We start from the raw sequence: 13,631 nt of genomic DNA on the forward strand, positions 1-13,631 counted from the left end.
TAATATATCAAAAAATATTCAAAGTATAGTCATAAAAAGCTGAGTGTTTTACTAAAATAAAACACAAAGTGTTTTAAAAACAAAAAAACCCTGATAAAATCAGGGTTTTTAAAAACATTATAGTATCGAAAATTTTTTATTTTATACTTGGCACCATAACCATCTCATTTGCATCTGCTTGATAGTCTATTCCATCAAATCCAAATCCGAACAAATTTAAAAAATCTTGTTTGTAACCTGCTAAATCTCCTAATTGTACTAATGATTCTGTAGTAGATTCCCCCCATAATTGACCAATAGTAGATTGAACATCTGTTCTCATTTCTAAGTCGTCAATTCGGATTCTCCCTTGCTCATCTGTAGGAATAGGATTACCACTATACAATCTTTCAGCGAATAAACGCTGGATTTGTTCAATGCAACCTTCGTGAATTCCTTCTGCTTTCATAATTTTGTATAATAAGGAAATATACAATGGAATTACAGGAATAGCTGAACTCGCTTGAGTTACTAAAGCTTTATTTACAGACACATATCCTTTTCCGTTGATGTCTTTTAATTTCTCTGTGATTTCAAAAGCAGTTGCTTCTAAATGATCTTTTGCTCTTCCGATAGTTCCTTTTCTGTAAACTGCTTCGGTAACTTCTGGTCCTATATAAGAATAAGCGATTGTAGTTGCTCCTTCTGCTAATAGATCTTCCGCTTTTAAAGCATCAATCCACATAGACCAATCTTCACCACCCATTACTACAACTGTGTTATCAATGTCTTCTTGGACCGCAGGCTCAATAGTAACTTGGCTTACATTTCCAGTGTGAAAATCGACAGTTTTATTACTAAAGGTAGATCCGATAGGTTTTAAAGTTGAGCGATGTAAAACACCAGATACTGGATGTTGACGGACCGGTGAAGCCAAACTATATATGATTAAATCAATCTGCCCTAAGTCAGACTTAATCATATCGATTGTTTGTTGCTTTACTTCATTTGAAAAAGCATCTCCGTTGATACTTTTTGCATATAAACCAGCTTTTCCCGCCTCAATTTCAAAAGCAGCTGAATTATACCAACCTGGAGAAGCTGTCTTTCCTTCTGATGGTGGTTTTTCAAAAAATACACCAATCGTTGATGCATCTGAACCGAAAGCCGCAGTAATTCTTGAGGCCAAACCAAAGCCTGTTGAAGCTCCAATTACTAAAACTCTTTTAGGACCGTTTATTTTCCCATTAGACTTTACATATTCAATTTGATTTTTTACGTTTTGTTCACAGCCTTTTGGATGCGCTGTCAAACAAATAAATCCTCTCATTCTTGGTTCTATAATCATCTTATATAAAATTGGTTTATATTCTTATTGTATTGTTATCTAAACAAAAGTAATTCAAATTATTAATTCAACAAAGCTTTTGCATGCTGCAATGCCGATTCTGAAACATCTTTACCTGAAAGCATTTCGGCAATTTGTTGAATTCTTTCTTCCGGAGTCAATAATAACAACTCTGAAATAGTGGTTTCACCCTGACTCCTTTTCACCACCTTATAGTGTAAATTTCCTTTAGCAGCTATTTGAGGTAGATGAGTAATTGCAAAAACTTGCATCGTTTTGCTCATTTCCTTCATTATTTCACCCATTTTAATCGCAATTTCCCCTGAAACTCCTGTATCTATTTCGTCAAAAATAATGGTTGGTAATTTCGAGTAATTGGCTAAAATCGCCTTGATAGCCAACATAATCCTTGACATTTCTCCACCAGAAGCTACTTTTTTCAACAAACCTAAATCGGTTCCTTTATTAGCTGAAAATAATAAACTTGCTTCATCTTTTCCGTTTGGAAAATAATTTACTGTATTTTTAATATCAAATTCGAAATTAGCCTCTGCCATTCCTAGTTGGGCTAAGATATATTTTATCTTATCTACTAACTTCGGTACCGCATTAATTCGGTTTTTAGAAATAGTAGTTGCTAATTCATCGATTTGCTTTGTAACTTCCTGTAATTCTGCTTGTATTTTTTTTATCGAAAATTCTAGATCATCAACTTTCATCACCTTATTATCTAATTCATTTTGAATTATTAATAATTGAGCAATAGAATCCACTTGATGTTTTTTCTGTAAATTATAAATCGCTTGTAATTTGGTGTTTACAAATTCTAAGCGTTCTGGATTTACTAGAATATTTTCATTATTCTGATTGCACTCTTCAAAAATATCCTCTAATTCCAATAGCGAACTGTTCAAACGTTCATTCAAAGTTGTGTAACTTGCTGCAAAAGGACTGTTTTTCTGAAGTGCTAATTTAATTTCTTTCAAATTGACTAAAACACCAACTTGCTCTTCATTGGCAATAGCCAAAATTCGCTCAAAATTCTCCTTGATGAATTCTACATTGCTTAACTGCTCTAATTCTTCTTCTAAAACTTCTTGCTCGCCATCAATTAAGTTAGCATTCAAAAGTTCTGTAAGGAGAAAAGAATGGTATTCGTGTTCCTTTTCTAAAGCTTCTTTTTCAGAAGTTATCTTTTTCAACTCCCGCTGTTTCGTTTTAAAACGCGCTAAAATAGTTTGATATTTGGTAATTGTATCTAGATTGGAAGCCACCGCATCCAAAATTTCTAATTGATAGGCTTCTTCCGTTAATTCGCGCGTTTGATTTTGTGAATGAATATCCAACAAGAAACCACCTAACTTTTGAAGCTCTTGCAGATTCACTGGACTATCATTTACAAAAGCTCTTGATTTACCTAAAGGTAAAATTTCTCTTCTGATGATGGTTTTATCTTCGTAATCTAAATCGTTAGCCTCAAAAAAAGGTTGCAAATTATAGTTCGAAAGCAAAAACTCAGCTTCGATTACACATTTCTGCTCTTTATCTTTTAAAGAAGTTAAATCGGCTCTATTTCCTAAAACCAAGCCTAAAGCACCTAAAAGAATAGATTTACCAGCACCAGTTTCTCCTGTGATAACAGAAAACTGATTGGAAAAATCAATCTCAAGCGACTCAATAAGTGCGTAATTTTTTATAGAAAGTGAAAGTAGCATAAAGTGATTTTTGAATAAGAATTATCTTATTTTATTCCATTTTTGAGAATTCAGCGGTGAAATTTTATTTAGATTTTCAACTATTGAAGCAACATTTACTTTAGGTCCACCCGAAAAAATGGAAACTAATTCGTCTGCTTTAGTATCAAAAAAAGTTCGCATCAAAAGAGAGTTTGGTCTTGATTTTTGAATCTCAGCTAACACTTCAATTGATTTTGCTACACCATCTTTTCCTGCTTTTGTATTTTCAGCCATTACATCTAAACCTTCTCTGTGGTATAAATACATTGCTGTTCTAAAAGGTTCGTAAGTTGTTGACAGCATATCTGAAATTAAGAAATTTCTATTGTTGTTACCACTTTCAGATTGACCCCAACCTTTAAAACCACTTGATTGTGCAACGTTTGTAATGTTTGATGCTACTTTAAGATAATCTGATCCACCTAATTTTGAAAAAGAATCTTTATCAATTCCAATAATTACATTTGTATAAAATGCCATTACCGAAACTAAATTCGAAGTAAAGCTATTAGCATCGTAAATCATATTTTCAAATTCGATGAATCTAAAATTAAAATTCTTATCATTAATATTTAAGATAGGAGTTGATAATGTTGAATTAAAAACTGGCCGAGATGCTTGAATTTGTAAGGTTCCTTCAAAATTATTTGAACCATATGAACTGATATTAATAAAAAAATTACATTCAATTTTCTCAATTTCTTTTACTTCGCTATCTGTCCATTTTGTATTATTCAAAAACTCAGTAACTTGCTTTTCTAAATTTTTAAATAATTGAGGATTACCGTTATTTACCTGATCGTAGTTTATTGAAACAGTAGCGCGTAATTCTTGTGAAAAACTAACACTCGTATATAAAATGAATAAAAATAGAATTAGATTACGCTTCATAATGTTGAATTATTTTATTTATAATATCCAAAGCCACTGCTTCTTTTGATTTCAAATCCATTGGTTCAATTACAAAATTCTTGTCAATAAATGTGACTTTATTTGTAGGTTGTCCAAAACCGGCTCCTTCATCATTTAGTGAATTTAAAACTATCAAATCTAAGTTTTTTTTCTGAATTTTTTGCTTTGCGTGCTCAATTTCATTTTCCGTTTCTAAAGCAAATCCAATTAAAAACTGATTTTTCTTAATGGCTCCTAACGAAGCTAATATGTCTTTTGTTTTCTCTAACGTTATAGTAAACGTTTCATCATTCTTTTTTATTTTCTGCTGCGCCACATTTTTTGGTCGATAATCCGCAACTGCCGCTGCCGCAATTGTAACATCAACTGAATCAAAATACTTGTGGCATTGAATATACATCTCTTCTGCAGATTGAACTCTTATCAATTCGATCATAGAATTATCAACAGATAAATGTGTAGGTCCAGAAACTAAAATTACCTCCGCTCCCATTTTTGCCGCTTCATTAGCAATATCAAATCCCATTTTGCCGGTAGAGTGATTTCCAATAAATCGGACAGGATCAATTGCTTCGTAAGTTGGACCAGCAGTAATAAGAATTTTTTTACCTTTCAAAGGTAGTTTTCCCGAAATATCGCGCTCTAAAAAAGATACAATATTTTCAGGTTCCGCCATCCTTCCTTCACCTGAAAGGCCACTAGCTAATTCCCCATTTTCAGCAGGAATCATAATGTTTCCAAAAGCACTTAGCTTATGAAAACTATCTAGAGTTGATGGGTGTTTATACATGTCTAAATCCATTGCTGGAGCAAAATATACAGGACATTTTGCAGATAAATAGGTGGCAATAAGTAAATTATCGCAGTTCCCATTAGCCATTTTAGAAAGTGTATTTGCAGTTGCCGGAGCTATTAGCATAATATCTGCCCAAAGTCCTAACGCTACGTGATTATTCCATTCTCCTGTCTCTTCTTCTTCATTATAAAAAGTAGAATACACTGGATTCTTAGAAAGAGTAGCTAAAGTTAGTGGCGTTATAAAATGCAAAGAAGCAGGCGACATTACAACTTGTACTTGTGCACCTGCTTTTATGAATAATCTAACTAAATTTGCCGTCTTATATGCGGCTATTCCACCAGAAATACCTAGTAAGATTTTTTTACCGCTTAAAACAGACATATTCGTTTTTATTTAGAGTCTCTGTAATAAATTTTACCTTCTTCCCATTCTTGCACTGCAAGCGCATGAGCTTTTGGTAATTTTTCATAGAATTTTGAAACTTCAATTTGCTCTTTGTTTTCAAAAACTTCTTCTAAACTATCGTTATAAGTAGCAAATTCTTCTAATTTCTCAATTAACTCCTTTTTAATTTCGGCGTTAATTTGATTAGCTCTCTTTGCCATGATAGTTATCGCTTCGTAAATGTTTCCCGTAGGCTCTTCTAATTTACTTTTATTATAAGTAATAGTATTTACAGGAGCATTTGTTTTCTTTAAATCCATGATTCAGTCTTATTTAGAAAATTGTTGTAATTCTTTTTCAATATCAGCTAACATTTTATCAGCTTTCTCTTTGTATTCAGTGCCATCGTTAAATTTTACTAAATTCATATGTGTTGTTTTAGCATAAGCCAAACGTTCTTGTTTTTTGCTTTCTACACTATTCATCGCTAATTTATAAGCTGAATCAAATCTGTAGTATAAAGCTTCCTCTTTGAAAGGAGTTCCTGGATAATCTGAAATAAAATTTTCCAAAGCTTTTAATGCACCTTTAAAATCAGAAATGGTATTATACTGCTTTGCGATTTCAAATGCCTTTTTTTCTTGTTTTTCTCTTAACTCCTTTACATAAGAATTTGCTTGTTCTAAGTATTGAGATTCAGGATATGTATCAATAAAACGCTGTAATTTATCTAAAGCTTTTTCCGTATCTGTTTGATCTAAACTATATACAGGCGATAATCTATAAAAACATTCGGCACCTAAAAAGGCTGCTTCTTGTCTTTTTTCACTTTTTGGATATGTCGCTGCAAAGTTTTCAAACTGATAACCTGCTAAATAATACTGTTTTGACTTGTATAACGAATTTGCATAGAAAAAAAACATACGTTCTGCGCTAGGTTTTCCTTTATATGCCGGAGCTATTTGCTCATATAAACGAATTGCTTTTGTGTATTTTCCTGCATCATACATTTTGTTAGCCACTTCAGTTTTTACGGCAATATCTTCGGACTTTAAGGCTTTTTGATATTGACTGCATGAAACAAACAACACGGATATAAGAAGGACACTGAAAATTTTATTCATTTGTTTTACTTTATTAACTTTTTAAACACCCGTAAGTAGACACCTAAAAAAGCAACTGCAAATTTAGATATAATTTACTTACTATAAAAATCTTTTTTTAACTTAGCTTTTTTGTGAAATTATCTAGTTTTGAAGCTAGCTCTTCATTCACATTTACCAACGGTAATCGCACTATATTCTCTGACAAACTCAATGATTTAAAGACTTCTTTGATTCCGGCAGGATTGCCTTGCTCAAATATCATATCAATACTATCCGCTAATAAATAATGTAATTTATAAGCTTCATCCACTTTTCTTTGTAAACCTAAACGTACCATTTCGGAGAATTCCTTTGGAAAACCTTCTCCAATAACAGAAATCACTCCTGATCCACCTGCTAAAACCATTGGTAAAGTAATCATATCATCTCCAGAAATCACTAAAAACCCTTCCGGTTTATGCTGGATCAATTTCATAGCTTGAACGATGTCTCCAGCTGCTTCTTTAATTCCAATAATATTTTTGAAATCATTAGCTAATCTTACAACTGTTGCAGGTAACATATTACTCGCAGTTCTTCCAGGAACATTATATATAATTACAGGAATTGGAGAGGCAGTTGCAATAGCTTTAAAATGCTGATAAATTCCCTCTTGCGTTGGTTTATTATAATAGGGAGAAACTGATAAGATCGCAGAAAAACCAGAAAAATCTCTAGTTTTTAATTCCTCAACCACTTGCATCGTATTATTTCCACCAACACCTAAAACTACTGGTAATCTTCCGGCATTTGCTTTAATTATAGTCGCTATAACCAATTCTTTTTCATCATGATTAAGCGTTGCCGTTTCTGCTGTAGTTCCAAGAGCTACTAAATACTCAACGCCTCCATCGATTACGTAGTTAACAATTTTTGTCAATGCTTCTGTATCTACAGAAAAATCTTTTTTAAACGGCGTAACAAGTGCAACACCAGTCCCAATAAATGCTTGCATTTTTATATTTTATTTAAAATTTTTAAATATTTGAATAATTCAGCTATGTATTCTTTATATTTCTCAACTTCACCTTTAATGATAAGGTGATTTACCCTTTTGTCGATCGCATCAAATCCTACTTTAAAATCAGCTTTAGATCGAATTGACAAAATCATCAGACTGAATTTACTCACGTCATAATAATTGATCAACATATCAAAAGGAGTATCTAAAAAAGCAATCACTTGAGGCTTGCTAATTTCTCCTGTAATAGAAATATTTTTAGGTGTTAAAAACGGTTCTTTAATTATTTCTTTAGGCTTATTTTTTTCTCTAAAAACAAGAACTTGGATTTGCTCTTCTTTAAACCCATGATTCATAATTTCTTTCACCAAAGTTGAAGCTTGTGAAAAATAAGCTTCATCCACCAAAACACCAATTGTTGAAATTTTTTGCTGTTCCAAAGGAGGCTGTTGCTTCTGCAATTTTTTAGCGACTCTCTTTTTAAGAAAAAACCTTTTTAAAATAGTATAAAACATAGTACTTTTACATCTTCGACAAAATTATAAATTAAGTCTTTTATTATGATGGTAAATGTAAAAAAGAATACGACATATTTTCGTTATTTTGTTATATTATTAACATTTAGTTTTTTTATTTCTTGCAAAACTGGTGAATACTATAACTACAAGGTAGAAGGTAAGAAAATTGGCGTTACGGATGCAAATGGAGACAACGACAAAATTGAAACTTATATTGCACCTTATAGAGAAAACATCACTAAAGATCTAGACAATGTTTTAGCTTTTTCTCCAGAAACTTTAGACAAAAGCAAAGGTAAATGGCAAACTACAATTGGAAATTTACTAGCTAAAGTTGTTTTCGATTTGGGAAACCCTATTTTTGAAAAAAGAGAACAAAAACGTATTGACTTTTGTTTGTTAAATCATGGAGGAATCCGTTCAATAATACCACAAGGTGACGTTACTACTCGTACCGCCTTTGAGGTGATGCCTTTTGAAAACACATTAATCGTTGTTGGTTTGACAGGTAAGAAGGTTAAAGAAATGGCAGATTACTTCATGAAGGAAAACAAACCACATCCTTTATATGGCATTGAAATCCATGTCGACAAAAATACTTTAAAAGTAAAAAAAATCGAAATTAATGGAAAAGAAGTCGAAGATGATAGACTTTATTATGTAGCTACCAATGATTACTTAGCAAACGGCGGTGACAGCATGATATTTTTCAGAGACAGTGATATAAAATTTGATTTGGATTATAAATTACGAAATATACTGATTGATTATTTCAAAAAGGTAGACATATTACCTATCCTAACGGATGAAAAAATTATTTTAGAATAAATTTAAACCTATATTATGAAAAGAAGAGATTTTATCCAAAAAACCGCTGCTAGTTCTGCTTTATTAGGTTTAACTAATGTGAGTCTAAGTAGTTTCACGTCAGTAGAGACAAGGAAAATAACAATACTTCATACGAATGATGTGCACAGTCATATCGATCCTTTTCCAGCAGATCATCCCAGAAATGCAAACATGGGTGGTGCTTCTAGAAGAGCCGCTTTAATTGATAGTATTCGCAAGGAAGAAACAAATGTTTTATTGCTAGATGCAGGTGATATTTTTCAAGGAACACCTTATTTCAACTATTATGGTGGAGAATTGGAGTTCAAACTAATGAGCATGATGCAGTACGATTTAGCTACCATGGGAAATCATGATTTTGATAACGGAATTGACGGTTTTTACGCACAGTTACCTCATGCTAAATTTGATTTTGTTTCGGCAAATTATGATTTCAAAAACACCATTTTGCATGACATTGTAAAACCTTATAAAATATTTAAAAAAGGAGGCCTAAAAATTGGAGTTTTTGGCTTAGGAATTGAATTAGAAGGTTTAGTTGATAAGAAAATGTACAAAGAAACCGTTTACATTGATCCTGTTGAAGTGGCACAAGATATGGCGAGAATTCTAAAAGAGGAAAAAAAGTGTGACTTGGTTATATGTCTCTCACACATTGGCTTCAACTATAAAAATGATCCAAACAGAGTATCAGATCTTTCATTGGCTAAGAAAACGAAGAATATTGACTTGATTATTGGTGGTCATACCCATACTTTTTTAGACAAACCAGTAATTGAGAAAAACATAGAAGGTAAAGAAGTTTTGATTAATCAGGTGGGTTGCTATGGAATTAATCTAGGAAGAATTGACTTTTATTTTTCCAAAGACGAGGAACTCAAAAATAAAGGGAAAAATATTATCGTTTAATTATTTTCCGACTAGTTAAACATTTGCAAAGTAAGAAATTACACATAAAATGCTTTTTAAAAAAGACACAGAAGTAAATTTTATTTTTTTGACACATATCCTTTTATCAGTATGAAGAATACAGCGCTAAAAAACTCCAGAAGAGATTGATAAAAATGATATGCTTTATTACTTTATGTAAGGCTACAAAAATGAACGATAAAAATAGTGGTTTTGCTCAAAACAGAAGAAATTCGATAAGTGTTTGGAATTGCAAAATCACTTAAATCGTCACTTTCCATAATTGATACTTGGTTCTTTTGATAAAGTAACTAGTGTATAAGAAAAAGGAAACTTGTTTAGACGCTAAAAATATAAATTTCAGAGCGAAGATATCAGTCATTTGAGTGGCGAAAATAAAAAACAAATCTGATATCAAAAATGAAATTACCATTAAAACCATATACAAGATGGTTTTGTTGTTAAACGCGAAGAGTATTAAAAAACACACAAAGCTAATTGCTAATAACAAAACTGCAAAAGCGATATAAATTGCAAATATAATTTGAGAAGATTCTAAAGTTAGCGACAAAACGCTGAATAAAATATATACTAGGAAAATTAAAATTAGATAGAAAAACAAATTTATTGTTTTGTATTTTTTCTTTTTGAGGTAATAAAAATAATCCTGTACTAGGAAATGCGTTATTACAAAATAAGGCATTAAATTAAACAATAAACGTGGAATTAGAAACTCCACATCACTGATTAAAAATAAGATTTCGGCAGTGAAATAAGATAAAATAGTTAAAGAAAAAAGTAAATTAATTCTTCCTTTAACACTAGTGTAATAATAATAAAAAATTGCAGGAATAATAACAGGCCTACAAAACAGCTCCAAATGTGGACTGTCTAGAAAAAGAGAAATAAGATATAAAGCAAGAGCGCTAAAAAATAGCACTAATGCAGGATTCAAATTGCCTTTTTTTTCACTCATCTATTATTTTTTTAAAATCTGTTTCTGAAATTATTGTAATTTTTAACTGATTCGCTTTATCTAATTTCGCTGGACCCATATTCTCACCTGCTATAACATAATTTGTTTTTGCTGAAATGGAACTTCCAACCTTTCCACCGTTGTCTTCAATTGCTTTCTTTAGTTCATCTCTTGAGTAAATTTCAAAAACACCTGAAACCACAAATACCTTACCTTTTAGCTTTTCGGACAACAAAACAGCCTCTGCTCCAGATTCTAATTGAACGCCAGATTCTTTTAATCTATCAATAATAGTTATATTTTTTTGATTTTCAAAGAATTGCACTACACTTTGTGCTATTTTCTCCCCAATTTCATCTACTAAAACTAAATCCATCATTGTAGCCTTTGCTATTGCATCAATAGATTTATAATGTTTAGCAAGTTTCTTAGCGACAGTTTCGCCCACAAATCGAATACCTAAAGCATATAAAACACGTTCAAAAGGTATTTGTTTCGATTTCTCGATTCCATTAATCAAATTATCGGCAGACTTTTCGGCCATTCGTTCTAAAGGAAGAATTTGCTCTTTTTTCAATTCATATAAATCGGCATAATTCGAAACCAAATTTGCATTATACAACAAAGCAACAGTTTCAGCTCCTAAACCATCAATATCCATGGCTTTACGCGTGATAAAATGCTGGATTCTTCCTATAATTTGGGGTGGACAACCATAGAAATTTGGGCAAAAATGATTGGCTTCACCTTCATTTCTAACTAACTCGGTATGACATTCCGGACAATGCGTGATATATTTTGTTGGTTCAGATTGATTTCCTCTTTCAGCAACACCGATAATCTTTGGAATAATTTCTCCTCCTTTTTCAACAAAAACCGTATCGTCTACTCTAATATCTAATTTTTCAATTTGATCAGCATTGTGTAATGACGCACGTTTCACGATGGTTCCAGCTAATTGTACGGGCTCCAAATTTGCAACTGGTGTTATCGCTCCAGTTCGTCCAACTTGATATGAAATTGAGTTTAATTTTGTAGTAACTTGTTCGGCCTTAAACTTATAAGCCATTGCCCAACGCGGCGATTTTGCCGTATAACCTAATTCTTCTTGACGTTGTAAATCGTTCACTTTTACCACTACTCCATCGGTTTCGTAAGGTAAATCGTGACGGTGAATGTCCCAATAATTAATGAATTCAAAAACTTCAGCCAAACTCGTTACTAATTTCGACTGATTTGGTACTTTAAATCCCCAATCTCTCGCTTTCTGTAACCCTTCGAACTGCGTTTTAAATGGTAAATTATTACCGATAACATAATATAACAAACAATCTAGAGGACGTTTTGCTACTTCAGCACTGTCTTGTAATTTCAGACTTCCTGAAGCTGTATTTCTAGGATTCGAATAAGGAGTTTCACCAATTTCAATTAAGTCCTGGTTCATTTTTTCAAATCCGGCAAACGGAAGAATAATTTCACCACGAATTTCGAATTTCGCAGGAAAATCACCTTTCAAATGAATAGGAACAGCTTTGATAGTTTTGATATTATTCGTTACATCATCGCCTTGAAAACCATCACCTCGGGTCACAGCGCGCACTAATCTTCCCTTTTCATATAAGATACTGATCGAAGCGCCGTCGTATTTTAATTCACATGTATAAGTCAAAGGAACGTCGCCTAAAACTTTTTGCATCCGAATTTCCCAATCTTGTAAATCTTCGAGCGAGTAGGAATTTTCTAAAGAATACATTCGAAATTCATGTGGAATCGTTTCGAAATTTTTCGTAATCATACCGCCCACGCGTTGTGTAGGTGAATTTTCATCAAAAAATTCGGGATGTTTATTTTCTAACTCTTGTAATTGTTTTAGTTTACTATCAAACTCAAAATCTGAAATAGTGGGATTATCCAATACATAATAATTATAATTATGTTGGTTCAATTCATCTCTTAAACTTTTAATAGGCTCTAAAACATTCATAATTTATTGATTAATTAAGTTTTCTAATTTAATAAACAACTCTCCTTTGCTGATGATTCCGCCTTGTTTAATAATTTGAAACAAAGCTTCATTTCTATTTTCAGAAATATCCTTTTTCCCTTTTATAATTTCTACGTCGTCCGAAAATAAATTATCGGCCAACCAGTTAATACCTGTAGCGGAAACAAAATCAATATCTGAATTATTAGTTTTCACCACGAAGGAATAAACCATGTATTCTACACATTTAAAAAGAAAAATATAATTTTTAGAAAAATGATCAATATGAGACACATTAGTTAATGCTTTTTCCCAAATCATATCGGAAAAAACATCAATTTCTTTCTCAGCAACGTGTGATCTGTTTTTTTTAATGTCGTCCCATTCTGCTTTATCAATTGATTGTGTTGCCAAAAAATTAATAAATTCAGGATGTAATTCCTCTAATTGTTCTTTCGTTAATCTAGCGTATTTCATTAAAAAAATGTAAAATGTATTTTGTAAAATGTATTTTGCACGGCGTTTATCTTATTAGAATTAAAAAAAAACATTTAATTTAATAAAAACAAGATGTAAATATAAAAAAAAAGCCCCGCAAAAAATGCGGAGCTAATTATTATTTTTAGAAAAATTAAGCTTTTTCGCCTACGATTTCATATGGTAATTCAACGATAACATCTCTATGTAATCTAATTGAAGCTGTGTATTTTCCAACACGTTTAATTAAACCACTAGTAATGAATTTTCTGTCGATTGCATGTCCAGCTGCTTGTAATGCCTCAGCAATATTAGCATTAGTAACAGATCCAAACAATTTATCACCACCTGCTTTAGATGTAATTTTGATTTCAAGAGCTCTTAATTGTTCAGCTAATTTGTTAGCGTCATCAACTAATTTTTGCTCTTTGTGTGCTCTTTGCTTTAAATTTTCAGCTAAAACTTTTTTAGCAGAAGGAGTAGCTAAAGCAGCAACACCTTGAGGGATTAAGAAGTTACGACCGTATCCGTTTTTTACAGTTACAATGTCATCTTTAAATCCTACGTTTTGAACGTCTTGTTTTAAGATAAGTTCCATGTTGTTGTCCTTTTTTGTAGAAGTTAGTCCCGATATTATCGAAACAACAACTATTG

Annotated in this window: 14 protein-coding genes; 2 read left to right on the forward strand and 12 right to left on the reverse strand. The window is 32.0% G+C overall.

Annotated features, from left to right (window positions below):
- Positions 1 to 136 precede the first annotated feature (136 nt).
- The 8 genes from fabV to ACFSX9_RS11510 all read right to left on the reverse strand — a co-directional run bounded on the left by fabV (position 137) and on the right by ACFSX9_RS11510 (position 7,779).
- Entirely contained in the window at positions 137 to 1,327 is a 1,191-nt protein-coding gene (fabV, locus tag ACFSX9_RS11475; protein WP_379807777.1) for an enoyl-ACP reductase FabV, read from the reverse strand.
- 62 nt (positions 1,328 to 1,389) lie between these two features.
- Positions 1,390 to 3,042, reverse strand: a complete 1,653-nt coding sequence (gene recN / locus ACFSX9_RS11480) for a DNA repair protein RecN (RefSeq protein ID WP_379807779.1) — start codon at positions 3,040 to 3,042, stop codon at positions 1,390 to 1,392.
- A 21-nt stretch (positions 3,043 to 3,063) separates the two neighbouring features.
- The gene (gene porD, locus ACFSX9_RS11485) at positions 3,064 to 3,954 is read right to left on the reverse strand and encodes a type IX secretion system protein PorD (RefSeq protein ID WP_379807781.1); all 891 of its coding nucleotides are present in this window, start codon (positions 3,952 to 3,954) and stop codon (positions 3,064 to 3,066) included.
- Positions 3,944 to 5,155 (reverse strand): bifunctional phosphopantothenoylcysteine decarboxylase/phosphopantothenate--cysteine ligase CoaBC, encoded by a 1,212-nt coding sequence (coaBC, locus tag ACFSX9_RS11490; protein WP_379807783.1) that lies wholly within the window; start codon positions 5,153 to 5,155, stop codon positions 3,944 to 3,946. Before coaBC ends, porD begins: the two co-directional genes overlap by 11 nt.
- An 8-nt stretch (positions 5,156 to 5,163) precedes the next feature.
- Complete coding sequence (locus ACFSX9_RS11495) at positions 5,164 to 5,478, reverse strand: DNA-directed RNA polymerase subunit omega (protein ID WP_322550546.1); 315 nt, start codon at positions 5,476 to 5,478, stop codon at positions 5,164 to 5,166.
- Positions 5,479 to 5,487: 9 nt separating this feature from the next.
- On the reverse strand, positions 5,488 to 6,282 hold the full coding sequence (locus tag ACFSX9_RS11500; protein WP_379807785.1) for an outer membrane protein assembly factor BamD: 795 nt from the start codon (positions 6,280 to 6,282) through the stop codon (positions 5,488 to 5,490).
- A 97-nt stretch (positions 6,283 to 6,379) separates the two neighbouring features.
- A complete protein-coding gene (gene dapA / locus ACFSX9_RS11505) occupies positions 6,380 to 7,258 on the reverse strand; it encodes a 4-hydroxy-tetrahydrodipicolinate synthase (protein ID WP_379807787.1) in 879 nt (292 codons plus the stop codon).
- A 2-nt stretch (positions 7,259 to 7,260) separates the two neighbouring features.
- Positions 7,261 to 7,779, reverse strand: coding sequence for a DUF6913 domain-containing protein (locus tag ACFSX9_RS11510; RefSeq protein ID WP_379807789.1), 519 nt, complete (start codon positions 7,777 to 7,779; stop codon positions 7,261 to 7,263).
- A 45-nt stretch (positions 7,780 to 7,824) separates the two neighbouring features.
- Between ACFSX9_RS11510 and ACFSX9_RS11515 the strand changes: the two genes are divergently transcribed.
- Together ACFSX9_RS11515 and ACFSX9_RS11520 are read left to right on the forward strand one after the other, a co-directional pair.
- Positions 7,825 to 8,610 carry a 5'-nucleotidase C-terminal domain-containing protein gene (locus ACFSX9_RS11515; protein WP_379807791.1) on the forward strand — a complete coding sequence of 262 codons (786 nt, stop codon included), beginning with the start codon at positions 7,825 to 7,827 and terminating at the stop codon, positions 8,608 to 8,610.
- A 15-nt stretch (positions 8,611 to 8,625) separates the two neighbouring features.
- The gene (locus tag ACFSX9_RS11520) at positions 8,626 to 9,540 is read left to right on the forward strand and encodes a bifunctional metallophosphatase/5'-nucleotidase (RefSeq protein ID WP_379807793.1); all 915 of its coding nucleotides are present in this window, start codon (positions 8,626 to 8,628) and stop codon (positions 9,538 to 9,540) included.
- A 262-nt stretch (positions 9,541 to 9,802) separates the two neighbouring features.
- On the opposite strand, the gene ACFSX9_RS11525 is transcribed toward ACFSX9_RS11520, so the two are convergent.
- The 4 genes from ACFSX9_RS11525 to rplI all read right to left on the reverse strand — a co-directional run bounded on the left by ACFSX9_RS11525 (position 9,803) and on the right by rplI (position 13,575).
- A complete protein-coding gene (locus ACFSX9_RS11525; protein ID WP_379807795.1) occupies positions 9,803 to 10,516 on the reverse strand; it encodes a hypothetical protein in 714 nt (237 codons plus the stop codon).
- Entirely contained in the window at positions 10,509 to 12,500 is a 1,992-nt protein-coding gene (ligA, locus tag ACFSX9_RS11530) for an NAD-dependent DNA ligase LigA (protein WP_379807797.1), read from the reverse strand. The genes ACFSX9_RS11525 and ligA overlap by 8 nt, the downstream gene beginning before the upstream one ends.
- Before the next feature lie 3 nt (positions 12,501 to 12,503).
- Positions 12,504 to 12,977 carry a DUF6495 family protein gene (locus tag ACFSX9_RS11535; RefSeq protein WP_379807799.1) on the reverse strand — a complete coding sequence of 158 codons (474 nt, stop codon included), beginning with the start codon at positions 12,975 to 12,977 and terminating at the stop codon, positions 12,504 to 12,506.
- A 154-nt stretch (positions 12,978 to 13,131) separates the two neighbouring features.
- The gene (gene rplI, locus ACFSX9_RS11540; RefSeq protein ID WP_379807801.1) at positions 13,132 to 13,575 is read right to left on the reverse strand and encodes a 50S ribosomal protein L9; all 444 of its coding nucleotides are present in this window, start codon (positions 13,573 to 13,575) and stop codon (positions 13,132 to 13,134) included.
- Positions 13,576 to 13,631 lie beyond the last annotated feature (56 nt).

Source organism: Flavobacterium ardleyense (assembly GCF_042686085.1).
In the GTDB taxonomy this organism is placed as follows: domain Bacteria; phylum Bacteroidota; class Bacteroidia; order Flavobacteriales; family Flavobacteriaceae; genus Flavobacterium; species Flavobacterium ardleyense.

Bases quoted from the DNA above. Each gene is read 5' to 3' on its own strand.
- fabV (WP_379807777.1), bottom strand. From the start codon at position 1,327: ATGATTATAGAACCAAGAATGAGAGGATTTATTTGTTTGACAGCGCAT.
- recN (WP_379807779.1), bottom strand. From the start codon at position 3,042: ATGCTACTTTCACTTTCTATAAAAAATTACGCACTTATTGAGTCGCTT.
- porD (WP_379807781.1), bottom strand. From the start codon at position 3,954: ATGAAGCGTAATCTAATTCTATTTTTATTCATTTTATATACGAGTGTT.
- coaBC (WP_379807783.1), bottom strand. From the start codon at position 5,155: ATGTCTGTTTTAAGCGGTAAAAAAATCTTACTAGGTATTTCTGGTGGA.
- ACFSX9_RS11495 (WP_322550546.1), bottom strand. From the start codon at position 5,478: ATGGATTTAAAGAAAACAAATGCTCCTGTAAATACTATTACTTATAAT.
- ACFSX9_RS11500 (WP_379807785.1), bottom strand. From the start codon at position 6,282: ATGAATAAAATTTTCAGTGTCCTTCTTATATCCGTGTTGTTTGTTTCA.
- dapA (WP_379807787.1), bottom strand. From the start codon at position 7,258: ATGCAAGCATTTATTGGGACTGGTGTTGCACTTGTTACGCCGTTTAAA.
- ACFSX9_RS11510 (WP_379807789.1), bottom strand. From the start codon at position 7,779: ATGTTTTATACTATTTTAAAAAGGTTTTTTCTTAAAAAGAGAGTCGCT.
- ACFSX9_RS11515 (WP_379807791.1), top strand. From the start codon at position 7,825: ATGATGGTAAATGTAAAAAAGAATACGACATATTTTCGTTATTTTGTT.
- ACFSX9_RS11520 (WP_379807793.1), top strand. From the start codon at position 8,626: ATGAAAAGAAGAGATTTTATCCAAAAAACCGCTGCTAGTTCTGCTTTA.
- ACFSX9_RS11525 (WP_379807795.1), bottom strand. From the start codon at position 10,516: ATGAGTGAAAAAAAAGGCAATTTGAATCCTGCATTAGTGCTATTTTTT.
- ligA (WP_379807797.1), bottom strand. From the start codon at position 12,500: ATGAATGTTTTAGAGCCTATTAAAAGTTTAAGAGATGAATTGAACCAA.
- ACFSX9_RS11535 (WP_379807799.1), bottom strand. From the start codon at position 12,977: ATGAAATACGCTAGATTAACGAAAGAACAATTAGAGGAATTACATCCT.
- rplI (WP_379807801.1), bottom strand. From the start codon at position 13,575: ATGGAACTTATCTTAAAACAAGACGTTCAAAACGTAGGATTTAAAGAT.